20 protein-coding genes and 1 pseudogene are annotated in these 21,572 nt (G+C 57.5%); 7 read left to right on the top strand and 14 right to left on the bottom strand.

Annotation, left to right across the window (positions count from 1 at the left end; translation table 11 throughout):
* Positions 1-24: 24 nt before the first annotated feature.
* The 3 genes and pseudogenes from CSV86_RS22720 (at position 25) to CSV86_RS22730 (ending at position 2,769) form a co-directional block, all read left to right on the top strand.
* Positions 25-1,554 carry an efflux transporter outer membrane subunit gene (locus CSV86_RS22720; protein WP_037062057.1) on the top strand — a complete coding sequence of 510 codons (1,530 nt, stop codon included), beginning with the start codon at positions 25-27 and terminating at the stop codon, positions 1,552-1,554.
* Positions 1,555-1,568: 14 nt separating this feature from the next.
* Positions 1,569-2,512: pseudogene (locus CSV86_RS22725) on the top strand (LysR family transcriptional regulator).
* Positions 2,513-2,514: 2 nt separating this feature from the next.
* Positions 2,515-2,769, top strand: a complete 255-nt coding sequence (locus CSV86_RS22730) for an EexN family lipoprotein (protein WP_024718240.1) — start codon at positions 2,515-2,517, stop codon at positions 2,767-2,769.
* 91 nt (positions 2,770-2,860) lie between these two features.
* Here the strand turns inward: CSV86_RS22730 and CSV86_RS22735 are convergent, their stop codons facing one another.
* Together CSV86_RS22735 and CSV86_RS22740 are read right to left on the bottom strand one after the other, a co-directional pair.
* Entirely contained in the window at positions 2,861-4,138 is a 1,278-nt protein-coding gene (locus tag CSV86_RS22735) for an ISL3 family transposase (RefSeq protein WP_009405783.1), read from the bottom strand.
* Positions 4,139-4,369: 231 nt separating this feature from the next.
* Positions 4,370-4,684, bottom strand: a complete 315-nt coding sequence (locus CSV86_RS22740) for an ArsR/SmtB family transcription factor (RefSeq protein WP_000349485.1) — start codon at positions 4,682-4,684, stop codon at positions 4,370-4,372.
* 141 nt (positions 4,685-4,825) lie between these two features.
* On the opposite strand from CSV86_RS22740, the gene CSV86_RS22745 reads away from it, so the two are divergent.
* Positions 4,826-5,830 (top strand): permease, encoded by a 1,005-nt coding sequence (locus CSV86_RS22745; RefSeq protein WP_040363373.1) that lies wholly within the window; start codon positions 4,826-4,828, stop codon positions 5,828-5,830.
* 12 nt (positions 5,831-5,842) lie between these two features.
* Positions 5,843-7,120 carry an ISL3 family transposase gene (locus CSV86_RS22750; RefSeq protein WP_000610830.1) on the top strand — a complete coding sequence of 426 codons (1,278 nt, stop codon included), beginning with the start codon at positions 5,843-5,845 and terminating at the stop codon, positions 7,118-7,120.
* A 564-nt stretch (positions 7,121-7,684) separates the two neighbouring features.
* Here CSV86_RS22750 and CSV86_RS33070 read toward each other — a convergent pair.
* The 3 genes from CSV86_RS33070 to CSV86_RS22765 are packed head-to-tail and all read right to left on the bottom strand — an operon-like array spanning position 7,685 to position 11,880.
* Positions 7,685-9,214 (bottom strand): carbohydrate porin, encoded by a 1,530-nt coding sequence (locus tag CSV86_RS33070; RefSeq protein WP_079281432.1) that lies wholly within the window; start codon positions 9,212-9,214, stop codon positions 7,685-7,687.
* A 38-nt stretch (positions 9,215-9,252) separates the two neighbouring features.
* Positions 9,253-10,575 carry a spinster family MFS transporter gene (locus CSV86_RS22760; RefSeq protein ID WP_009394374.1) on the bottom strand — a complete coding sequence of 441 codons (1,323 nt, stop codon included), beginning with the start codon at positions 10,573-10,575 and terminating at the stop codon, positions 9,253-9,255.
* A 3-nt stretch (positions 10,576-10,578) separates the two neighbouring features.
* Positions 10,579-11,880 (bottom strand): metallophosphoesterase family protein, encoded by a 1,302-nt coding sequence (locus CSV86_RS22765; protein ID WP_009394376.1) that lies wholly within the window; start codon positions 11,878-11,880, stop codon positions 10,579-10,581.
* A gap of 419 nt (positions 11,881-12,299) precedes the next feature.
* On the opposite strand from CSV86_RS22765, the gene CSV86_RS33075 reads away from it, so the two are divergent.
* Entirely contained in the window at positions 12,300-13,361 is a 1,062-nt protein-coding gene (locus tag CSV86_RS33075; protein ID WP_042930316.1) for a TetR/AcrR family transcriptional regulator, read from the top strand.
* Positions 13,362-13,639: 278 nt separating this feature from the next.
* Here the strand turns inward: CSV86_RS33075 and CSV86_RS22775 are convergent, their stop codons facing one another.
* From CSV86_RS22775 to CSV86_RS22810, 8 genes are all read right to left on the bottom strand, one after another.
* Positions 13,640-14,317 (bottom strand): methyl-accepting chemotaxis protein, encoded by a 678-nt coding sequence (locus tag CSV86_RS22775; protein ID WP_411910972.1) that lies wholly within the window; start codon positions 14,315-14,317, stop codon positions 13,640-13,642.
* Positions 14,229-15,530 carry a cache domain-containing protein gene (locus CSV86_RS22780; RefSeq protein WP_009394381.1) on the bottom strand — a complete coding sequence of 434 codons (1,302 nt, stop codon included), beginning with the start codon at positions 15,528-15,530 and terminating at the stop codon, positions 14,229-14,231. Before CSV86_RS22780 ends, CSV86_RS22775 begins: the two co-directional genes overlap by 89 nt.
* Before the next feature lie 10 nt (positions 15,531-15,540).
* Entirely contained in the window at positions 15,541-16,350 is an 810-nt protein-coding gene (locus tag CSV86_RS22785; protein WP_009394383.1) for an ABC transporter ATP-binding protein, read from the bottom strand.
* Complete coding sequence (locus CSV86_RS22790; RefSeq protein WP_009394385.1) at positions 16,347-17,147, bottom strand: ABC transporter ATP-binding protein; 801 nt, start codon at positions 17,145-17,147, stop codon at positions 16,347-16,349. Before CSV86_RS22790 ends, CSV86_RS22785 begins: the two co-directional genes overlap by 4 nt.
* Positions 17,144-18,010 (bottom strand): branched-chain amino acid ABC transporter permease, encoded by an 867-nt coding sequence (locus CSV86_RS22795; protein ID WP_009394387.1) that lies wholly within the window; start codon positions 18,008-18,010, stop codon positions 17,144-17,146. The genes CSV86_RS22790 and CSV86_RS22795 overlap by 4 nt, the downstream gene beginning before the upstream one ends.
* Positions 18,011-18,139: 129 nt before the next feature.
* Positions 18,140-18,427: an ABC transporter permease subunit gene (locus CSV86_RS22800; RefSeq protein WP_205346356.1), complete on the bottom strand. Its 288-nt coding sequence runs from the start codon at positions 18,425-18,427 to the stop codon at positions 18,140-18,142.
* A 27-nt stretch (positions 18,428-18,454) separates the two neighbouring features.
* Positions 18,455-19,732 carry an ISL3 family transposase gene (locus tag CSV86_RS22805; protein WP_000610830.1) on the bottom strand — a complete coding sequence of 426 codons (1,278 nt, stop codon included), beginning with the start codon at positions 19,730-19,732 and terminating at the stop codon, positions 18,455-18,457.
* A 12-nt stretch (positions 19,733-19,744) separates the two neighbouring features.
* Positions 19,745-20,749: a permease gene (locus CSV86_RS22810; protein ID WP_040363373.1), complete on the bottom strand. Its 1,005-nt coding sequence runs from the start codon at positions 20,747-20,749 to the stop codon at positions 19,745-19,747.
* A 141-nt stretch (positions 20,750-20,890) separates the two neighbouring features.
* Between CSV86_RS22810 and CSV86_RS22815 the strand changes: the two genes are divergently transcribed.
* Complete coding sequence (locus CSV86_RS22815; protein ID WP_000349485.1) at positions 20,891-21,205, top strand: ArsR/SmtB family transcription factor; 315 nt, start codon at positions 20,891-20,893, stop codon at positions 21,203-21,205.
* 134 nt (positions 21,206-21,339) lie between these two features.
* Here CSV86_RS22815 and CSV86_RS22820 read toward each other — a convergent pair whose 3' ends face one another.
* Positions 21,340-21,558: a hypothetical protein gene (locus tag CSV86_RS22820; RefSeq protein ID WP_170395007.1), complete on the bottom strand. Its 219-nt coding sequence runs from the start codon at positions 21,556-21,558 to the stop codon at positions 21,340-21,342.
* Between the last annotated feature and the right edge of the window lie 14 nt (positions 21,559-21,572).

Below are 21,572 nucleotides of genomic sequence, written 5' to 3' on the forward strand. Positions count from 1 at the left end.
CGCATCCGACCATGCCTACGTCGGATGCCACATCTGGTACTGCTCCCTTTGGTGGCGTTGACGCTGGCAGCTTGCGCAGTAGGGCCGAATTACAAGGCACCTGCCGCGCCCCAGGCAGTGACGTATGCCCGCCAAGACCCCGTTGCCGTGTCCCAGCTTGTACCGGAGGCCGATGCGCAATTCTGGCGGGAACTGGATGACCCGGTGCTGCACTCTTTGGTGGAGAATGCTCTTCACGCCAATCACGACATCCGCATAGCACTGTCGCGCTACGAGCAAGCCAGCGCACTGTCGCGCGAACGTCGCCAAGACTACTATCCGACGCTGGGCGCGTCCGGTGAAATCAGTACCCAGCGCGCCAGTGCTGCACAAGCACCGGATGCGTCCCGCTCCGACCGGGATAACGATCTGCATTCGGCTGGCCTATCCGTGATCTGGGAATTGGACTTCTTTGGCCGAGTGCGGCGCAGCGTGGAATCGCAGCGCGCCGAGACCGAGGCCAGCGCAGCCGACCTGGCGGGCGTACAAGTGGCTATGGTGGCCGAGTTGACCGACGCCTATTTCCGCTTGCGCGGCTTGCAAGTGCAATTACAGGTCGCGCGGGACAACGAAATCAACCAAGCCGATACGCTGCGGCTGACCGAGGTCTTGTTCGAGAACGGCCGGGGCACGTCGTTCGATGCCGACCGCGCCCGCACGCAATTGGCGCTGACACGCTCGCGCATTCCGCCGCTTGAAGCTGAGGCTGCTGTGGCCGCCCACCGCATTGCCGTGCTCACTGGCCGCACGCCTGCGGCGATGGCCGAAGTGCTGGATCACCCCGCAGCCTTGCCTGAGCTGCCCGCCCAGATCAACGCCGGTGCACCGGGCGATCTACTGCGTCGCCGTCCCGATGTGGCTGCGGCAGAACGTAGGCTGGCTGCGGCCACTGCGCGTATCGGCGTAGCCATGGCAGACCTGTTCCCTCGCTTTACGTTGGGAGGGCTGATCGGCACGCAGGCGTTGGGCTTTGGTTCGTTGTTCGAGCGTGATAGTGAAACGCGAATGATCTCGCTCGGTGTGGGTGGTTCCTTCCTAGACGTGGGCCGGGTGCGGTCGCGCATCGCGGCGGCCAATTCAGCCACTGCCGAAAACTTGGCGGTATACGAGCGCACGGTGCTGCGCGCCATGGAAGAAACCGAGAACGCGCTGGTACGCCTATCGCGCGCGCAGACCGAGAACGCCATGCTGGTACAGGCGACCGAGGCCAGCCGCCGGGCAGCCAAGACGGCTCGCCTGCAATTTGAGGGCGGCGCCATCCATGTTTTGGATGTGCTGGAGGCCGAACGTTCACGCTTGGAGTCCGAAGACTTGCTGGCACAAAGCGCCACCCGCAGGGCGACGGCGTTGGTGGCGGTCTACAAGACGCTGGCCGGCGGCTGGTCACACGCCTTGCCCGGACCGCAGGGCGAGGCAGTCGCGCAGCGCCACAAAAGCGGCGACAGGCCTGAACTGGATGAACTCGGTGAGATGAGCGGCTACAACGCTGCGACTCTCAAACGGCCTTTGTACTGACAACAGGAGGCGAAATGGAGATTCGACACTTACGCTGCTTTCTCGCTGTCGCCGAAGAACTACATTTCGCCCGCGCGGCGGAGAGGCTGCACATCGAGCAGTCACCGCTGTCGCGCACTATCAAGGAGCTGGAGGAGAGCCTGGGCGAACAGTTGTTCATTCGTACCAGCCGCAGCACGCGGCTGACACGGGCGGGCAAGCTGTTTCTGGAGCATGTGCCGCGCATCTTCACCGCCTTGCACCAGCGCGCGATAGCGTGAATGCAGCCACCAACGGCTTCCACGGTCAGTTGCGTATCGCACTGTCCGACGGCATCACGCCCTCGCGCCTGCCGTCCTTGCTGGCGCTGTGTCGGCAGGAAGAACCCGAAGTCGAGATTCGCCTGTTCGAGGTACCCTTGTCGCAGCAGATCAAGGGACTGCATGACGACCTTTACGACGTGGGCTTTGCCCAGTCCGATGAAGTTGGAGAAGGCATCACTGCCGAAGCCGTTTGGAGCGATGCGCTGATGGTGGCGGTTCCTGCACGTCATCCGCTTTTGAAGCACAAGCGCATCCCGCTGGAAGAAGTGCTGCGCTATCCGCTGGTGTTGTGCGATCCGCACGTATGCGAAGGCCATGCTCGCCAAGTCGAGCGCGTACTGCGCCGGATAGATATGGAGCCGCTGATTGCCGAACGTGTGGCTTCGTGCGATTTGATGATGGCGTTAGTGTCGGCGGGCTTTGCGCTGGGCCTAGCCGGAGCGCCGCATATCGCAGGCAGCCGTGAGCCTGGGATTGTGGCTCGGCCGCTGGCGGGTCGCTCACCCATGCTGACCACTTATGTGCTGCACCGGGAAGGTGGATCCTCGGACGTGCTGTCACGCTTTATCGAGCGTGTGCAGGCCATCGAATCGCCGGACGGCATCAGAGCCACGCCCCCCCTTGAACCCGATTCCCAAGAGGAAGTCGAGTCATGACCATGAAGCAGATCGCCCCATTCCTGTTGGTCGCCGCGCTGTCCGCTTGCGGCCAGTCCGAAACACCGAAACAGGCAACCAATGTACCGACCGTGGAAGAGCTGGTCGCAGATCCTGCGCGCCTGAGGGAGCTGCGCCGCCAGTGCAAGACCGAACGCCCGACGATGGGAGACGTGCTGTGCAACCGGGTGGCCGAGGCGACGAACAAGCGCTTCTTTGGCTATGGAAACACGCCCTACACGCCGCCGAAGTTCTGATTGTTGGCTTTCTGCCGCGAATCTTGATTTTTCGGGTATACGGATTTAATGGTTGATGGGGCATCTTCACCCCACCAACCTGATGCCACCCTCAGATGGTTGATAGATCGACCCCGTAGTTGAGTTCCTCTGCGAAGTCTAGCATTCCGTAACCGATGGTTTTCTTGTAGAACGGAGAGATCTTCGCAGTCGGGGCCTTCTTCTTGTGCTTCGTGGTGTAGAGCATTCGTGCCCGCATCACCTCGAACGAGTAACCGCGCCCTTCTCGGTTCTTGTCCTTGGCCAGTCGGTTGATGGATTCTGTGTAAGCGTTGGTGACGGGTATGTCCGCCTCGAAGTAGGTCATGAGCTCTTCGCGCCAGTTCCCCACCGCCCTGACCAGGTCGCTCCAGACTTCCTTCTGGCCCTCCGGGATGGCGGCTATCCAGTCATCCAGGGCGGCTTCTGCCTCGGGCCGTGTGGTGGCGTCCCAGATGCCGTAGAAGCGTTCTTTGTGTTCGTAAGCGGCCAGCAGTTGCGGGAATGCACCCGTCCATGTTTCCATGATTAACCACTCCCGGTCTGAGACTTCGTGAGCGCGTTTCAGCAGGATTTTCCGGTCTCCCTTGAGGGTTCGGCTTTGGGCGGGTTTTAGATCCGTCCTGAGTCCCTTGCGCACCTTCTCCAGGGCATCGTTGGCCATGCGCACCACATGGAACTTATCGACCACAATGCGGGCCTGTGGCAGTGCTGTCTTGACCGCTGTCCGGTAGGGGTTCCACATGTCCATGCTGACGATCTCGACCTTCTGCCGGTCTTTGAGCTTCATCAGGTAGTTGGTCACCACGTCCTGCCGGCGGGTGGCCAGCAGGTCGAGCAGGGTTCGCTCCTCGATGTTGGTCAGGATGCAGCGGTAGCGCTTGTTCAAGTACAGCTCGTCGATGCCCAGAATGCTGGGCGTCTCGAAGCGGTGCCAGCGCCCCAGGAACTCGGCGCGGGCGTTAAAGATGTCGCGTACCGTCTTCTCGTCCAGGCCGGTCTGTGCCGCCACGAAGGTGTAGGGGTGGTTGAAGGATTCCTTCTCCACGTATTCATGCAGCCGCAGCGTCATGCGGAAGCCGTCCACCATTTCCGGCAGCTGGGGCCTGAAGGTGGTCTTGCAGGCACGGCAGATGTACCGGCGGCGGACTACCCAGAGGGTGACCCGTTTGCCGTGAATGGGTAGATCACGATAGGGAACATCACGCTTGCCGAACCGCACGAACTCGCCCTGCACACCGCATTCCTCGCAGGCTATTGGTGTAGGTGCTTCAAGCTGAAAATGTATGTCGTCATTCTGCTCCTCAGAATCCACCAACTGGTACCCAGGAAGGCTTAACGAATTAATCATCTCCCGCCTTGATCAGAAAAACAGGTAGGTGGCGTATGGGCATATAGAAAACTTGGGGTATCCGGAATTTCTGGTTGATAAAATGCCAAAGATGTAAAGAAGAAAATCTTTCTCAGCGGATTATCTGATTGATCCTCTTCAGCCTACTCTACTGCCAATTTTCTGTTTCCACCTTCGCCTGAGTCTTCATAGCGATGCTGACTAGGGAGGACAGCGAGAGCTGGGCAAGCGTCAAAGCGGTTCTGGTTCATGCGCAATCCGGACACCTGCACAACATTCCTCTTGTAAGAAACCGATCAAATTCTCTAGGTGCCCATACTCGGGTATACAGACAATCGTGCGGCTATGTTTCTCCTGCCGGATCAGCCCTACCTTGGCCATGCGCGCAAGGTGATGTGATAGCGTCGAAGCAGGAATACCCAGCCCCTTCTGGATATCTCCGACCGAAGCCCCATCATGGCCAGCTTTGACCAGAAAGCGGAACACGGACAGTCGGTGACTATTCCCTAGCTCAGCTAAGCTGGCTGCAACCTTTTCGTGATCCATAGCACGCCCCAATAATTCGATGTTTCTAGAATTATAGTTGACAGGTCGGATAAACGCAAGTAGGCTGCGTACATCATTTCGACAATACTAGAAATATAGGAGTAATATTGAATGTCATCTCAACTCCAAGACGCTCTAGGCATGTTCGCCTTTCTCGCTATCGAGCTATCGGTTTTATTCATTGGCATTAGCTTGCTGGTCGGAGTTCTTCAACGTCACATCCCACCATCCAAGGTGGAAGCGTTACTGACTTCCAGTGGGAAGCGAGGCTATTTTCTTGCTGCTGGTTTAGGAGCTATAACGCCCTTCTGTAGTTGCTCGACTATCCCCATGTTGAAAGGGTTGATTCGGGCACGGGCCGGTTTTGGGCCGATGATGGTGTTTCTTTTCTCATCTCCGTTGCTGAATCCTATCGTCGTCGGCCTGCTGGTTGCCACGTTTGGATGGACACTTACTGCTATCTATGTGCTCGCCGCTTTGGTGGTCGCGGTAGGTGCCGGATGGCTGCTTCACACGCTTGGCTTCGAGCGTTATGTGCGCCGGACGGCGACACAAGAGAGCAGTGGATGTAGTTCATCAGCAAGCCCGTGCAGTGCTACATCGACCGCATCGAGTTGCGGCACCAACAGCTGCGACACCACTCCGAAGACGGCTTCTTGCGGGGCTGATAGGAAGACAACAGTCTCTACGTCTAGCGAATGCTGTGACAGTCAACCCACTGTCACGGTTAAGAAAGAAGGGAAGTACAGTGGTGTGTGGCGGGAAGCTTGGTCGGACTTTATCGATGTGTTGCCTTACCTGCTCATCGGTATTGCGATTGGCAGCGTGATCTATGGTTTCATGCCCACTGACTTATTGGAGCAGTATGCAGGCCCAGATAATCCCTTTGCCATTCCAGTTGCCGCTGTCATCGGCGTGCCGTTGTATATTCGCGCTGAAGCCGTCATACCTCTGGCAGCGGCTCTGATGGCCAAAGGCGTGGGTGCCGGGACGGTGCTAGCGTTGATCATCGGCAGTGCCGGAGCCAGCCTGACTGAGCTCATTCTGTTGCGCTCTTTGTTCACGCTGAAGCTTTTAGCGGCGTTTTTAGCAGTCATTTTTGCTATGGCGATGATTGCCGGTTACGCCACCTACCTGTTTTTCTGATCAAGGCGGGAGATGATTAATTCGTTAAGCCTTCCTGGGTACCAGTTGGTGGATTCTGATGAGCAGAATGAAGACATACATTTTCGGCTTGAAGCACCTACACCAGTAGCCTGCGAGGGGTGCGGCGTGCAGGGTGAGTTCGTGCGGTTCGGCAAGCGTGACGTTCCCTATCGTGATCTGCCCATCCACGGCAAGCGGGTCACTCTCTGGGTGGTCCGCCGCCGATACACCTGCCGGGCCTGCAAGACAACATTCAGGCCCCAGCTACCGGAGATGGTGGACGGATTCCGTATGACACTGCGGCTGCATGAGTACGTGGAGAAGGAATCCTTCAACCACCCCTACACCTTTGTGGCGGCACAGACCGGCCTGGACGAGAAGACGGTGCGCGACATCTTCAACGCCCGCGCCGAGTTCCTGGGGCGCTGGCACCGCTTCGAGACGCCCCGCATCCTGGGCATTGACGAGCTATACCTGAACAAGCGCTACCGCTGCATTCTGACCAACATTGAGGAGCGAACCCTGCTCGACCTGCTGGCCACCCGCCGCCAGGACGTGGTGACCAACTACCTGATGAAGCTGAAAGACCGGCAGAAGGTCGAGATCGTCAGCATGGACATGTGGAACCCCTACCGGGCAGCGGTCAAGGCTGTGCTGCCCCAGGCCCGTATCGTGGTCGATAAGTTCCATGTGGTGCGCATGGCCAACGATGCCCTAGAGAGAGTGCGCAAGGGCCTCAGAAAGGAGCTGAAACCGTCCCAGAGCCGGACTCTCAAGGGAGACCGGAAAATCCTGCTGAAACGCGCTCACGAAGTCTCAGACCGGGAGCGCCTCATCATGGAGACCTGGACAGGCGCGTTCCCGCAACTGCTGGCCGCCTACGAGCACAAGGAGCGCTTCTACGGCATCTGGGACGCCACCACACGGCTCCAGGCAGAAGCCGCCCTGGACGAGTGGATAGCCACCATCCCGAAGGGCCAAAAGGAAGTCTGGAGCGATCTGGTCAGGGCAGTGGGAAACTGGCGCGAAGAGACCATGACCTACTTCGAGACGGACATGCCCGTCACCAACGCTTACACGGAGTCCATCAACCGACTGGCCAAGGACAAGAACCGTGAAGGGCGCGGTTACTCCTTCGAGGTGATGCGGGCACGAATGCTCTACACCACGAAGCACAAGAAGAAGGCACCGACTGCGAAGGTCTCTCCTTTCTACAAGAAAACCATCGGTTACGGACTGCCGGACTTCGCAGAGGAACTCAACTACGGAGTCGATCTATCAACCATCTGATAATGGTATCAGGTTGGTGGGGTAAAGGTGCCCCATCAACCATTAAATCCGTATACCCCAGTAAACAAGCGCTTCGTCCTTGATGCCGACAGGGACCGCCTGAAAAACGCACCAGGCTTCGATAAGGACAACTGGCCAAACATGAGCGATCCGATTTGGGGCAAAGGTATCCACGACTACTACGGAGCCACATGGGAAAACGATCCCCGGCTGTGATGTGCCAACCGGCTTGGCCGGGTTGCCGGCCAAGCCCGTCCTGACCAACAGGACCAAACAAGCGGCGTTGGGTCGATTGCAGTTCTTTGCAACAGGTAGCAATTGGCCGGTTGCCGCTCAGGACTGGACTTTTTCGAGTGTAGTTTCAGCCGCTGAATGCTCCGACTAAATTCGCATCTCAAAGCAGGCGTTAACAAGTCAGGGATTCGGTTGAGCACCGAAGCCTGCCCCAGAACGGAGCAGGCCACATTGATTGTAGGACGCGTATGGTGGGTATTGTTCTCAGATGCTCTTGCCGAGATCTCACTGCGGGGCGAATCCCCCATAATTTATGTTGCAACGAACCCCTTAAAAGAACACATTAAGATTCGCTAGCAGATTAAGGGCTGACCCAGTATCGCTTTGGTATGCAATAGTTGTAGGGTGATTCACGTAGGCCAGGCCGATGCCAGCATATACGCCATTTGTGATCCTAGCACTGTATGAAAGCGTTGCGGCCTTACTGTCACGATGCACCATGCTTCCCTTATCCGCTGCATTGTCGACTGCATATTGGCTCCACACAGTATCTGTCAGCACGAGTGAAGCAAGGTCGTACGGGCGGGATTTGATTAACCCCTTGCCATAAATACGAGCTTCATAATATTGACTGACTACGTTTGATTCCGGCGGCGCATACATGACGGAACCACCGACGTAGATCCCTCTACCTGGTGAGCTGCCGGGCTGCATTTGCCATATTTGGCGGTCACCCAGAAGATAATACCAACTATTATGATCAGTACGAGTTCCAGGATGGCTATAGCTATTACTGCTGCTATCGTTATAGGCTCCGCCCGCCCGCACCCAAGTGTAGGGCGTTCCGTCTTTGGGAGTTTGCTTGTAACCGACTTCGCCGATTGACAGTGTTCCAGCGTTAGGTGTATTCCACTTAAAGCCTCGCTGATTGTATTTTATCTCAGCCTGCAACCCGTCTGGATTGACCGAGCGTTGAACTCCACCTTTGACGTAGAACTTGTCAGTAACGTTTACGGTCAGGTTGGCACCTGGAGTGGGGGTCTCGTTGTTTGACATGCCGCCCTGGATCGGAATGCTACCGGATGGGCCAAACACACTGGACGCAAGGCTCCCGCCGACGCTGTAGTTGACGAACTCCCACGAATTGGCGAGGTAGCCTAGCTTGAGTTCAAACCTCTTGTTGAGCAACGTTTGGTAGTAAGATGCTTCGGAAATTCCAAACTTATTGGGCCCCATGGGCTGCCAGGATACCCAGTTCAGCATGCCTGCTACGTAAATCTGCCCGTCGGGTATGCCGTATCGCGAGAGATCATAGGTAAGCCCCGCGTAAAGGGTGTCGTAGTAAGTGAATTTCTGCCCATTGTATGATTGTTTTCCGTTCGTCTCTCGCGCTGAGTTAGCGAGGGTATTGCCCGCTGTATTGATGATGTTCATACCAAAGTAACCAATACCCATATCGGCAAGTGCCTTACGAAGCCCAAACGCTTGTGGATCGACTGTGTCAGTGGGCCCAGGCAATCCAATATTGAAGCCTTTGGGTTGAAGTTTAGCAAACAGTGCGTCGTAATCCGTAGTCGATGGTACGGGTGGGGGGACTGTGGCCTGTGTAGCTGCATTAACGACGCTATCAGAACTTGCGGACGCCAATTTCAGATCTTCCGCATGCGCATTAGGCAATAACACTCCTAGGCTTGAGGCGATGAGCATTTTTTTAAACTCAACCAAACCAAACGAAGCATGCGAAGCGTTAGTTATGCCATTCTGCATTATTGCATTTTTGCTGCGCACGAAAAAACTAATGGTAGACTTCATAGGGCAACCAATGCTTAGGGTGTAGAAGTAGGCGAGAGCGAGTGTCACCTGCTCTCTAGGCTTAGCGTGTTTGGGCGGAAAAGGATCTAGTTTTTGTCTGCGCTCTCAATATCAGCGATGAGAGTGCGTGCGCCACTTATCATGACACATGCTCCGATAAGGTATGCGGATGCAACTAGGGCCATAGCGCCGCGTAATGCATCTGCTCCCAGGAAGTGGGTAAACATGTCGCTAACAATACCGGTCAATGATGGGCCGACTCCCATACCGATTAGGTTCGTAAAGAGCAAGAATAGAGCAGCACCGGTTGCACGAAGCTTTGAGCCAGAGAGTGACTGAACCAAAGCGTATGCAGGAGGTGTAGCAAGCCCTGCTGCAAAGGTCATGGGAGCCACCAACAACAATGCGTTCGCCAGGTTGGACTGGAGCAGGAAGGCGACGGTGAACGGAAGCGCGACGACATAGGAAGCTGCGGGCAGCCACAGGCTCCAACGAGGATCGCGCTTGGCCAAGGTATCGGCCAATATGCCACCGACCAACATCGCAGCCACCGTGGACACCCCCATCGTAAGCCCGTAGCCTGAACCGACTTGGGAGGCTGTGATATTGAAGTGGCGCATTAGATAAGCCGGGGTCCAGCTCATCATGGCAAATGAGCCAATAGTGCAAATCGACAAGCCGACACACAGCATTTTGAAGGCTCTTCGCTTCAGCAGAATTTTGGATGAGGTCAGAATTCCTCGCTCATCAGCAACAGGATTTGCGACCTTTGGTTCACGCACGGTACCCCACAGCAAAAGCGCTAGCAGCGGGCCTGGTACGGCGCCTGCAAAGAATGCTGCACGCCATCCCCAGTGGTCGACTATCCAGCCGCCCACTGAGCTAGCGGCCATGAACCCGAGCCCACCCACCACCACAACAATTGAGATTGCGGTCCCGCGCCAGCGCTTTTCGAAGGTTTCTGATACCAGTGCATGCATCGTAGGATTGCCCCCAGCTTCGCCGAGACCCACCCCAAGCCTAGCGAGCAGTAGCATGGGGAAGCTGGTGGCGGCACCGCATAAGGCCGTCATCAATGACCAGAATGCAAGGGAGATGCTAAGCGTTTTTACTCGGCGGCCACTATCCGAGAATCGTGCTATCGGAACGGCCATAACTGAGTAAACAACGGCGAACCCAAGCCCTGACAACAGGCCAATTTCCCCGTCGCTCACATGCAAATCAGCTTTGATGGATTGGGCCACAATCGCTACCACAAATCTGTCGTAGTAGCAGAGCAGTGATATGCTTGAAACCAACGCAAGAATGTAGATTGCCTTGATCCTCCCGCGACGTTTCAGGCTTGCGAGGGAAGCTTCGGGATTTGAGCTGGCTGCGTTAGCAGACGTGTGAGCGACAGAGGGAACCATGAGTTAGACCTCAGCAGTCAAGCAGGAGGAGGTTGGAGTCGGTGTATTGATACGTGCCAAAGTAAAGCGGTCGTGGAAACCGTCCAGCGCTAGCTCAAAGTCATCCAGGGCAGCAAATGCCTCCGGCGACAAGTCCGGGTGCTCAGAGGCGTACCACGATGCGTAATGAGGCAGCTCTGTCGAATAGGCTTTGAAGTAAGTCGAGTAGGCGCGGAGTCGAAGCCGAGGTTGATCAGCAGCCAGGTCGAACTCCATCATCCGAATCCATCCATCACCAATGCCGTCCAGAATGCTTGGGGTGGGTCTCGGCGAATGAGCATCCGGCACAGAGCCCGTGACCGATTGCTTGCGGGTCTGATAGTTGGTTAAAAACTGGTAGACGGGATGCCCAAATTGATTGCTATCTATGCGATGACGGCAACCGTGGAAGTGACCATTCAGAACCGCGAAGATTTGGTCGTGACGGGAAACGAAGCGGTCCCACAGCCGCTGAGGATTGTGGCGGTCAGGGTCAAGTCGGGACAAATCGAGGCAGTCCAACGATTCACGGTTCCCTTCACCATCAATGAACTCATGGATGGATATGATCGTTGGTAGGCCTTTATATTTGGCCAGGACCGATTCAGCCCACTCAATTACGTCGGTGTGAGGTGACATTTCCAGGCCCAGGTGCAGGAAACGGTAGCCGCCCCCGTTGAAAACCTGAGCACTGTTTGCACCTCCGCGGTACGACGACACGTACCATGGCTTGTCTCTGAAAAACGGCGTATCAGCGCCGAAGGTGGCAATCCAATTCGTGAGTTGCCCGATATGAAGGCCGCCGACCCCGTAGACCTTGGAGTCGCCAAGGTGGGCATCTGGTCGTGGGGGGTGGTTCGCGTCCGTCCAGAGGTGGTCATGATCGTGGTTGCCAGGCACCACCGAGAATGGCAGTTGCCCATCAAGGATTTTGTAGGCCATTTTTACCGCTGGAATCTCGATGTCGAGAACATACTCAGGCGATGCGGGGATGAGCCCTTCAATGAGGGGGTTGGCCACTGCTTTGTCACCACGGGCGGCATGTTCGTCATCGATGTCCTGGCTGATTGGGTGCTGCCACATGTCTCCAAGACCGGTTGCGAACGCGATGCTGCCGCCGTTCTTCACCGAATTTCGGGAGATGTGTTGCATCATGTCCCAGAGCATCTCGCGGGTATTGAGCGGGAAACCCAGCTCGCGCTGATGACGGTGGTTTGAGTAATTTTGGGTATCGGGTACAACAGCCACTGTGAATTGGGTGTTTTTACGAGGTGCAATCTTGCTCATCTAGAATCGCCTTCTTTGGTACGGCGGCCATCAAGCGTGGGAGCGCTCTGATGACCTCAACTGTGGTTCAAATGTCGTTTAGAACGGTTGTACAGTAGCGTCGAATTGTGACGTTTTTGTGAGAAAGCAGTACGGCTTGCAGAAAATCCTCGAATTTACGATAGGTGCGAGGGTGATTAACGGTCTCTTCTGGGTGAGCCTCACTGACTAGCAGCGATTGTTTCTGTCTCTCTAGAGATCATGAAACAACTGTACAGTGTTGACTTGCCGGTTTTCAGTTTGGATAGGGGGTAGTGGTGGAAAGTGTCGCGCAGGCGGATCGCCTCAAAGCAGTTGCATTGGAGTTCGCGTGCAAGCATGGGTTAAGCGCCCTGAGTGCCCGCTCGCTAGCTGGAGAGGTGGGTGGGAGCCCCTCTGCAGTGAACTACTACTTCGGGGGGCGTGAGCGCCTTTTGAGTAGCGTGTATCACGACGCCATGGAGTGGTCGCAGACAATCAGGAGCGGGGCCATTTCCAAGTGCGTCGACGCTGCCCCGACCTGGGCAGATCTTCCCCATGTATTCTCCAGTGTTGTACAGGCCCGATTGGAAGAAGAGCGTGGCCTATCGATGCTTCTGCAAGAGCTGGAGCAAGAAGCGGTAACAGGGCGTGAACCCTCGTTGCGAGAATTGGCAGCGGAAGAGGTTGATCGTGAGTGGCGGTTCTGGATGGATTTAGCGGCTCGCTTCGGGTCTAGCCTAGAAGAGGCCACCGTTTGGACCGAGCTGGCGCTGGGCTTGACCGGATTACTACTGTGTGAGCCGAGCCCTGCGGTGCGCTCCTCCTGGATTACCGGCCCTGCTGTTCGGCTGCATCAACGTATGGGAGGACAGCAAATTATCAGGCTTGAGCGCCGTGACGAATTAGTCGAGGCGGATGACAGTGCAGCGGTCACGAATGAGACGGCCAAAGCAATCCTTGAAGCTGCGCTCACGGTTGTCGCAACGAAAGGGGCTGACCATCTTGTCCAACGAGAAGTGGCGACAATGGCGGGCGTTTCACTCGCAGCTGTGACGTACTTTTTTCGGACCAAACAGGATCTGATCTATGCGACTTTCAAGGAGCTGCGCCAGAGGCTTCGCGAGCGTGTTCGGGCATTTGAGAGCTATTCAAAGGGGAGCACGGGAGATGGCCCTGCGCTAATCAGTGATCGAGAGACCCTCACCGGGTTAGGGTCGCTTAATGCATTGCTGCGTGCGGCTGCTCGCGACAGCTCTCTGGCTCCTATTGCTAGCGAAATCAGGCAGCTAAGAGGCGTTGGTTCGTTCGTCATGTTATCGAGGAAAGGACTGTCTGCCGACTGGCTGGACTCTTACCTCTGGGCCATGCTGATTTCGGGTCGGTTTAGACAAGTTTTGCTACGCGACCCGACAGAACAGATCGGGGCTGTTGAGCAAACCGTTGCCACAACCCTGCAGATTGTTTTCAACCACCAGAAATGATCGCTGACCAACTGCCCAGTCGAACCACTTCGACGATTCTGAATACGTGTTTAGACCGGCACCGTGCTTAGCGTCGTAGCAAAGCGAAACGCTCAGGTGACCAATGGCCGCTTCTTGCTGATTGCTGCCTTTGGCCACTGGCGGCTACGGGGCGAAAGCGGTCCGACGTGACTGACTTCCTCAGGACGTGATGCTGCCATTGGGCTCAACAGCAATCTTTGGCTTGCCCGCGAATGATGCGACGCGGTGTAATCACACTGCCATAAGCCCTCGCCCCCCTAACGCTTGATGCAAAAGCTTGCCACCATTTGGCGCAATTCACCCGATCTAGCATCCATCATTTTGCAAACGTCCAAATTCTGCTGTTGCCCCACTTGGACATGCTGATTCAGCGTAGCAATTTCGCCCACTTCGCGACTGATCGACTCGACCACCGCGCGTTGCTGATCCGTGGCGGCAGCTACGGACTGGTTCATTTCATCGATATCGGCCAAACGATCGATTACTGCATCAATACCCCTGCAGGCCTGAGCAATGACGTTGACGCTGTGCTCGGTGTGCCGATGGCTGGCAACCATTGAGGCAATCGACGCTTGGGCGCCGACTTGAAGAGATTCAATCATTTCATGGATCTCCTGGGCCGACCCCTGGCTGCGATGTGCCAATTGCCGCACCTCGTCCGCCACTACCGCAACCCCCCGGCCAGACTCCCCTGCTCGCGCAGCCTCAATGGCTGCGTTGAGTGCCAGCAAATTGGTCTGTTGGGCAATGCTGTGAATCACTTCGAGGATGCGGCCGATGGCCTCGGTCTGGCCGCCTAGTTGCTCCATGCTCGCGCGGGCAGTTTCGACTTGGGCCGCAAGCGCATCAAGTGCCATGGAGCCCTCGCGGAGAACAAGTTGCCCGTGCTCGGCCTGGCTGCGGGCTGCGGGCTGCGGCACTTTGCACTGAAGCATTGGCGGCGTTACCGGCGATTTCCTGTACAACGGCACCCAACTGCTCGATGGCAGCGGTAACGGTGTCGCTGCGCTGCACCAGCTCGCTTGATTGGCGCAGGGTAGCTTGGCTGGCCTGGACCAGGCTGCGCGCACCTTCATCGACGCCGACACTGCCATTGGCGACCAGCCCGATGGTGCGCTGCATGCGTTCGACGAAAAGGTTGAAGGCCTGAGCCAGCTGGGCCAGCTCATCTCGGCCAGTGGCAGGCAGGCGCTGGGTAAGGTCGCCTTCACCGGCAGCGATGTCCTGCATGGCGACCATCATGCGCAGCAGCGCCTTTAGCAGCAAACGCAGCAGCACACCGAGGGCCAGCATCACCAGCAGCACTGACACCAGCATGGCGATCAACGCCGAACCGCTGAAGTCGTGCAACTGCTGGTAAGCAAGGTCACGATCCACTGAGAGCCCGACATACCAGTCGGCACCCGGCAACTCCGGTACCGGGACGAAGGTATCAATGCGGACCAGGCCATTGACCTCGTGCTCTTGCAGATCACGACTGACTTGCAGGGGTTGCGCCGAGTCCAGTTCGTTGAGACGACGGTTGATCAGGTCAGTCTGGGGATGCACCAGAATTTTCCCGGCACCATTGACCAGATAGGCATAGCCTTTGCCCTGCAGGTCGACGCTGCCGATGATCTGGACCAAGGTATCGATTGGTATTCCCGCACCCACCACGCCAAGCGACACGCCGGCACGCACCACCGGGGCAGCGGCGGCCATGATCATTTCCTGGGTAGCGGCATTGACATAGGGCTCGGTGAGGACGCTGTCGTTGCGCGCCTGCACACGCTGGTACCAGTCACGCTGGCGGGCATCATAGCCGACGGGCATATCCTGCTGCGGGCGAATGCTGAAACTGCCATCGGCGCGCGCCAGATACACCATGTTGAAGGTTTTTCTCAGCACATCCTGGCCAAGGGCCTGCTCGACGGCGACCTCACTGGTATCGGTGGCCAAGCGTTGTGCCAGGCTTTCGACCAGTAGCACTCGTCCGCCAAGCCAGTTGTGAACGCTGTCGGCGGCTAGGCCACCAACCTCGCGCAGCTGGCTTTGCAGCTCTCGAGCCAACAGGCGCTTCTGCAAGATGTAGTTGTACAGGGTGAACGAAGCGAAGGCGCTGACCACGACCAGGGCAGCGGCCAACAAAATCTTGTAGCTGAACTTCATCATCAAGGCCCTAAAAAGGGCCGCGCAGTAAACCCTGCGCGGCCAAACACGCTCTACATTCGCGGCCCCAGGAGCGCGAGGACGCGAATGTCGGCAGAGTCTCAGGCGACCCGCTCCCCAGATACAGTTCGCTGACTTGCGGGTCGTGCATCAGTTCCCGAGCATTGCCGGTCAACGCCACACTGCCCATCGACAGCACATAGGCGCGGTCGGAGATGCGCAGCGCCTCCATCGCGTTCTGCTCCACCATCAGGATGGTCACGCCTTCCTGATCGCGGACCTGCTGGATGGCTTCGAACACTTCCAGCAGCACTTTGGGCGACAGGCCCGCCGAGGGTTCGTCGAGCAGCAGTAGGCTGGGCCTGGGCATTAGCGCCCTGGCCAGGGCGAGGATCTGCCGCTCACCACCGGACATGGACGCCGCAGGTGCGTTGAACTTCTTTGCCAGGATTGGGTAGGCCGCGCACAGTTCATCGATACGTAGCTGGTTGTCTTGGGGGCGCTGGTAGTGCCCGCCCACGTGGAGGTTTTCGCGGATGCTGAGGCTGGCGAACACGTTGTCTGTCTGCGGCACAAAGCCAAGCCGGCAGCGGCGGATCTTCTCATGCACCGGTACCCGCGACACGTCCTGTCCCTGCAGCAGGACCTGCCCCTTGCGCGGCAGTAGGTAACCAGCGATGGTCTTGAGCAAGGTGCTCTTGCCGCAACCATTGGGGCCCAGCAAGGTAACGATTTCCTTCTGTTCGGCATGCAATGTCATGCCGCGCAGGATGTCCACCTCGGCGGTGTAACCGGCGAAGACGTCCCTCACTTCAATCATGGCGCGTTCTCCTCGAGGGCTTGCGGGCTGTGACGGCCACCCAGGTATGCCTGAATCACCCGCGCGTTGGAGGCCAGTTTGTCCGGCCTGCAACTGGCGACAATCTCGCCGCGGTCCAGGACCACGCAGCGGCTGCAGACATCGCGGATGAAGTGCATGTCATGCTCGACGATCACCAGCGTCATGCCTTGGGCATTGAGGCGCTTGAGCGCTTCTACCAGGTCACGGCGCAGATTGGGGTGCACTCCGGCGGTAGGCTCATCGAGCAGCACCAACTCGGGCTCGCCCATCAAAGCGCAAACAATGCCCAGCAGTTTCTTCTGCCCACCCGACAGCGCCGAAGCCGGCAGGTCGCGCACAGGGCTGAGCAGCAACTCATCGATCAGCCGCTCGGCCTTGGCCCGCGCCTGTTCCTCGGCCCGGCGCAGCGCCGGAAGGCCGAGCAGAGTGGCGAGCACTCCGTGCTGACGAGTGCAGGCTGCCATCGCCACTTCGATGACCGACATCTTGGTGGGCATGGAAGGCAGCTGGAAAGTCCGGGCAATGCCGTGGCGGACAATACGGTGAGCCTGCAAGCGCTCGATACGCCGCGCTCCCAGCGCAATGGCGCCGCCATCCACCGCTTCAAAACCGGTGATGCAGTTGAGCAAGGTGCTTTTACCGGAGCCGTTGGGCCCGAGCAGGCCGACGATTTCGCCGCGCTGCACGTTGAAGCTCACGTCACGCAGCACCTGGTTGCCGCCAAAGGCCTTAGCTACCGATTGCACGCTGAGCAGGTATTCGCGGGACGTACTCATGCAATCTTCCTTACTTTTTCAGGGATCAGGCCTTCACTGCGCCACATCAGGCAGGCCAGCAGGATCGCGCCGATCAGGCCCAGGCGCAGAGCGCCGGCAAGGTCGGAGTCAAAGCCCAGGTAGTCCTTGGCGAACGGCACCAGGCTGTAGGCGGCCTGTACCAGGAACACCCCCAGCAAAACGCCACGCAGGTTGCCCAGGCCACCGATCATCAACATGGTCCAGAGCAGGAACGTCTCGGAGGCGAGTAGGTAGTCGGGGCCGACATAACTCATGAAGTGGGCGTACAGCGAACCGGCGATGGCGGTTAGCGCAGCGCTGGCCATGATCGCCCGCGACTTCAGTGAGGTCAGGTCATACCCCATGCAGGCGGCCAGTTGGGGTTCTTCGCGCATCAGCCGCAGGGCACGGCCGAAACGGCCATCGGCAAGGCGCTGGCAGAGCAGCGTGGCGATCCCCAGCAGCGCCAGCATCATCAACAGAAATGCCACGCCGTCGAACAGCGTAGGGATCGCGCCGATGCCTTGCGCACCACCGGTAAGCCAGCCCTCGTTGGTCGCCACCACGCGCAGGATTTCGGCAATTGCCAGGGTGGCGATACCCCAGTAGTCCGAAGCCAGCTTGCGCCCTAGGCGGGCCACGCACCCGCCCAAACCCATGGCAAGAAGAACACCAAAGGCCATGCCGAGCCATGGCGAATAGCCAGCCTGGACCGCGATGCCGGTGCCGTAGGCGCCCAGGCCGGCGAAGGCGATGTGGCCGAAATTGAGCAGGCCGCCATAGCCGGCCTGCAGGTTGAGCCCCAGAGCCATCAGGCCATAGAGGCTGGCGAAGGTCAGCGCGGAAACCAGGAAATCAAACACGGCGCACCTCCCGGTCGAACAGGCCGTAGGGCTTGAACAGCAATGCCAGTAGCAGGATCAGGAAGGCCGCGCCGCTGATGTAGGAGACCGGCAAGAAAGCCATTTCCCGGCCCACCAGCCAACCGAAATTCAGGTTGGTGAGGTTTCGGTGAAGGCAATCAACAAGGCTCCGGCGACCGCACCCATAGGGTTGCCAAGGCCGCCGAGGATGGCCGCAGCGAACACCGACAGGAGCAGATCGTGCCCCAAGTTGATGTAGGCACCGGTGGACAATGACAGCAGGCCGCCGCCCAGGCCGGCGATGGCGCCACTGGCGAAGGTCACCATCAGGATGATTCGGGCAGTATGCAGGCCGCTGGCGTTGGCCAGTGCCGGGTTGCCGGCCAGGGTATACGGATTTAATGGTTGATGGGGCACCTTTACCCCACCAACCTGATACCATTATCAGATGGTTGATAGATCGACTCCGTAGTTGAGTTCCTCTGCGAAGTCCGGCAGTCCGTAACCGATGGTTTTCTTGTAGAAAGGAGAGACCTTCGCAGTCGGTGCCTTCTTCTTGTGCTTCGTGGTGTAGAGCATTCGTGCCCGCATCACCTCGAAGGAGTAACCGCGCCCTTCACGGTTCTTGTCCTTGGCCAGTCGGTTGATGGACTCCGTGTAAGCGTTGGTGACGGGCATGTCCGTCTCGAAGTAGGTCATGGTCTCTTCGCGCCAGTTTCCCACTGCCCTGACCAGATCGCTCCAGACTTCCTTTTGGCCCTTCGGGATGGTGGCTATCCACTCGTCCAGGGCGGCTTCTGCCTGGAGCCGTGTGGTGGCGTCCCAGATGCCGTAGAAGCGCTCCTTGTGCTCGTAGGCGGCCAGCAGTTGCGGGAACGCGCCTGTCCAGGTCTCCATGATGAGGCGCTCCCGGTCTGAGACTTCGTGAGCGCGTTTCAGCAGGATTTTCCGGTCTCCCTTGAGAGTCCGGCTCTGGGACGGTTTCAGCTCCTTTCTGAGGCCCTTGCGCACTCTCTCTAGGGCATCGTTGGCCATGCGCACCACATGGAACTTATCGACCACGATACGGGCCTGGGGCAGCACAGCCTTGACCGCTGCCCGGTAGGGGTTCCACATGTCCATGCTGACGATCTCGACCTTCTGCCGGTCTTTCAGCTTCATCAGGTAGTTGGTCACCACGTCCTGGCGGCGGGTGGCCAGCAGGTCGAGCAGGGTTCGCTCCTCAATGTTGGTCAGAATGCAGCGGTAGCGCTTGTTCAGGTATAGCTCGTCAATGCCCAGGATGCGGGGCGTCTCGAAGCGGTGCCAGCGCCCCAGGAACTCGGCGCGGGCGTTGAAGATGTCGCGCACCGTCTTCTCGTCCAGGCCGGTCTGTGCCGCCACAAAGGTGTAGGGGTGGTTGAAGGATTCCTTCTCCACGTACTCATGCAGCCGCAGTGTCATACGGAATCCGTCCACCATCTCCGGTAGCTGGGGCCTGAATGTTGTCTTGCAGGCCCGGCAGGTGTATCGGCGGCGGACCACCCAGAGAGTGACCCGCTTGCCGTGGATGGGCAGATCACGATAGGGAACGTCACGCTTGCCGAACCGCACGAACTCACCCTGCACGCCGCACCCCTCGCAGGCTACTGGTGTAGGTGCTTCAAGCCGAAAATGTATGTCTTCATTCTGCTCATCAGAATCCACCAACTGGTACCCAGGAAGGCTTAACGAATTAATCATCTCCCGCCTTGATCAGAAAAACAGGTAGGTGGCGTAACCGGCAATCATCGCCATAGCAAAAATGACTGCTAAAAACGCCGCTAAAAGCTTCAGCGTGAACAAAGAGCGCAACAGAATGAGCTCAGTCAGGCTGGCTCCGGCACTGCCGATGATCAACGCTAGCACCGTCCCGGCACCCACGCCTTTGGCCATCAGAGCCGCTGCCAGAGGTATGACGGCTTCAGCGCGAATATACAACGGCACGCCGATGACAGCGGCAACTGGAATGGCAAAGGGATTATCTGGGCCTGCATACTGCTCCAATAAGTCAGTGGGCATGAAACCATAGATCACGCTGCCAATCGCAATACCGATGAGCAGGTAAGGCAACACATCGATAAAGTCCGACCAAGCTTCCCGCCACACACCACTGTACTTCCCTTCTTTCTTAACCGTGACAGTGGGTTGACTGTCACAGCATTCGCTAGACGTAGAGACTGTTGTCTTCCTATCAGCCCCGCAAGAAGCCGTCTTCGGAGTGGTGTCGCAGCTGTTGGTGCCGCAACTCGATGCGGTCGATGTAGCACTGCACGGGCTTGCTGATGAACTACATCCACTGCTCTCTTGTGTCGCCGTCCGGCGCACATAACGCTCGAAGCCAAGCGTGTGAAGCAGCCATCCGGCACCTACCGCGACCACCAAAGCGGCGAGCACATAGATAGCAGTAAGTGTCCATCCAAACGTGGCAACCAGCAGGCCGACGACGATAGGATTCAGCAACGGAGATGAGAAAAGAAACACCATCATCGGCCCAAAACCGGCCCGTGCCCGAATCAACCCTTTCAACATGGGGATAGTCGAGCAACTACAGAAGGGCGTTATAGCTCCTAAACCAGCAGCAAGAAAATAGCCTCGCTTCCCACTGGAAGTCAGTAACGCTTCCACCTTGGATGGTGGGATGTGACGTTGAAGAACTCCGACCAGCAAGCTAATGCCAATGAATAAAACCGATAGCTCGATAGCGAGAAAGGCGAACATGCCTAGAGCGTCTTGGAGTTGAGATGACATTCAATATTACTCCTATATTTCTAGTATTGTCGAAATGATGTACGCAGCCTACTTGCGTTTATCCGACCTGTCAACTATAATTCTAGAAACATCGAATTATTGGGGCGTGCTATGGATCACGAAAAGGTTGCAGCCAGCTTAGCTGAGCTAGGGAATAGTCACCGACTGTCCGTGTTCCGCTTTCTGGTCAAAGCTGGCCATGATGGGGCTTCGGTCGGAGATATCCAGAAGGGGCTGGGTATTCCTGCTTCGACGCTATCACATCACCTTGCGCGCATGGCCAAGGTAGGGCTGATCCGGCAGGAGAAACATAGCCGCACGATTGTCTGTATACCCGAGTATGGGCACCTAGAGAATTTGATCGGTTTCTTACAAGAGGAATGTTGTGCAGGTGTCCGGATTGCGCATGAACCAGAACCGCTTTGACGCTTGCCCAGCTCTCGCTGTCCTCCCTAGTCAGCATCGCTATGAAGACTCAGGCGAAGGTGGAAACAGAAAATTGGCAGTAGAGTAGGCTGAAGAGGATCAATCAGATAATCCGCTGAGAAAGATTTTCTTCTTTACATCTTTGGCATTTTATCAACCAGAAATTCCGGATACCCGATTTTTTCTTTCTCGACACGCCGCCGCGCGCTCACGCCTGCGGCGTTTTTACTGGTTTCGCCTCTGCATGACACCATGCTTTTTGCATCACCTTGCTGCCGATAACGGTCTTTGACCGGCACTGAACCGGCACCGATCCTGACGCCTGCGGCACGCCTTTGTGCCGCGTTTTCCACGGGGAATCAGCGCA

This window comes from Pseudomonas bharatica CSV86, assembly GCF_000319305.2.
GTDB lineage: Bacteria > Pseudomonadota > Gammaproteobacteria > Pseudomonadales > Pseudomonadaceae > Aquipseudomonas > Aquipseudomonas bharatica.

Excerpts from the sequence above, each read along its gene's own strand:
- CSV86_RS22745 (WP_040363373.1), top strand. The coding sequence starts at position 4,826 with ATGTTCGCCTTTCTCGCTATCGAGCTATCGGTTTTATTCATTGGCATT.
- CSV86_RS22815 (WP_000349485.1), top strand. The coding sequence starts at position 20,891 with ATGGATCACGAAAAGGTTGCAGCCAGCTTAGCTGAGCTAGGGAATAGT.
- CSV86_RS22750 (WP_000610830.1), top strand. The coding sequence starts at position 5,843 with ATGATTAATTCGTTAAGCCTTCCTGGGTACCAGTTGGTGGATTCTGAT.
- CSV86_RS22740 (WP_000349485.1), bottom strand. The coding sequence starts at position 4,684 with ATGGATCACGAAAAGGTTGCAGCCAGCTTAGCTGAGCTAGGGAATAGT.
- CSV86_RS22790 (WP_009394385.1), bottom strand. The coding sequence starts at position 17,147 with ATGAGTACGTCCCGCGAATACCTGCTCAGCGTGCAATCGGTAGCTAAG.
- CSV86_RS22765 (WP_009394376.1), bottom strand. The coding sequence starts at position 11,880 with ATGAGCAAGATTGCACCTCGTAAAAACACCCAATTCACAGTGGCTGTT.
- CSV86_RS22760 (WP_009394374.1), bottom strand. The coding sequence starts at position 10,575 with ATGGTTCCCTCTGTCGCTCACACGTCTGCTAACGCAGCCAGCTCAAAT.
- CSV86_RS22730 (WP_024718240.1), top strand. The coding sequence starts at position 2,515 with ATGAAGCAGATCGCCCCATTCCTGTTGGTCGCCGCGCTGTCCGCTTGC.
- CSV86_RS22775 (WP_411910972.1), bottom strand. The coding sequence starts at position 14,317 with ATGCTTCAGTGCAAAGTGCCGCAGCCCGCAGCCCGCAGCCAGGCCGAG.
- CSV86_RS22805 (WP_000610830.1), bottom strand. The coding sequence starts at position 19,732 with ATGATTAATTCGTTAAGCCTTCCTGGGTACCAGTTGGTGGATTCTGAT.
- CSV86_RS22720 (WP_037062057.1), top strand. The coding sequence starts at position 25 with ATGCCACATCTGGTACTGCTCCCTTTGGTGGCGTTGACGCTGGCAGCT.
- CSV86_RS22810 (WP_040363373.1), bottom strand. The coding sequence starts at position 20,749 with ATGTTCGCCTTTCTCGCTATCGAGCTATCGGTTTTATTCATTGGCATT.
- CSV86_RS22780 (WP_009394381.1), bottom strand. The coding sequence starts at position 15,530 with ATGAAGTTCAGCTACAAGATTTTGTTGGCCGCTGCCCTGGTCGTGGTC.
- CSV86_RS22785 (WP_009394383.1), bottom strand. The coding sequence starts at position 16,350 with ATGATTGAAGTGAGGGACGTCTTCGCCGGTTACACCGCCGAGGTGGAC.
- CSV86_RS22735 (WP_009405783.1), bottom strand. The coding sequence starts at position 4,138 with ATGATTAATTCGTTAAGCCTTCCTGGGTACCAGTTGGTGGATTCTGAG.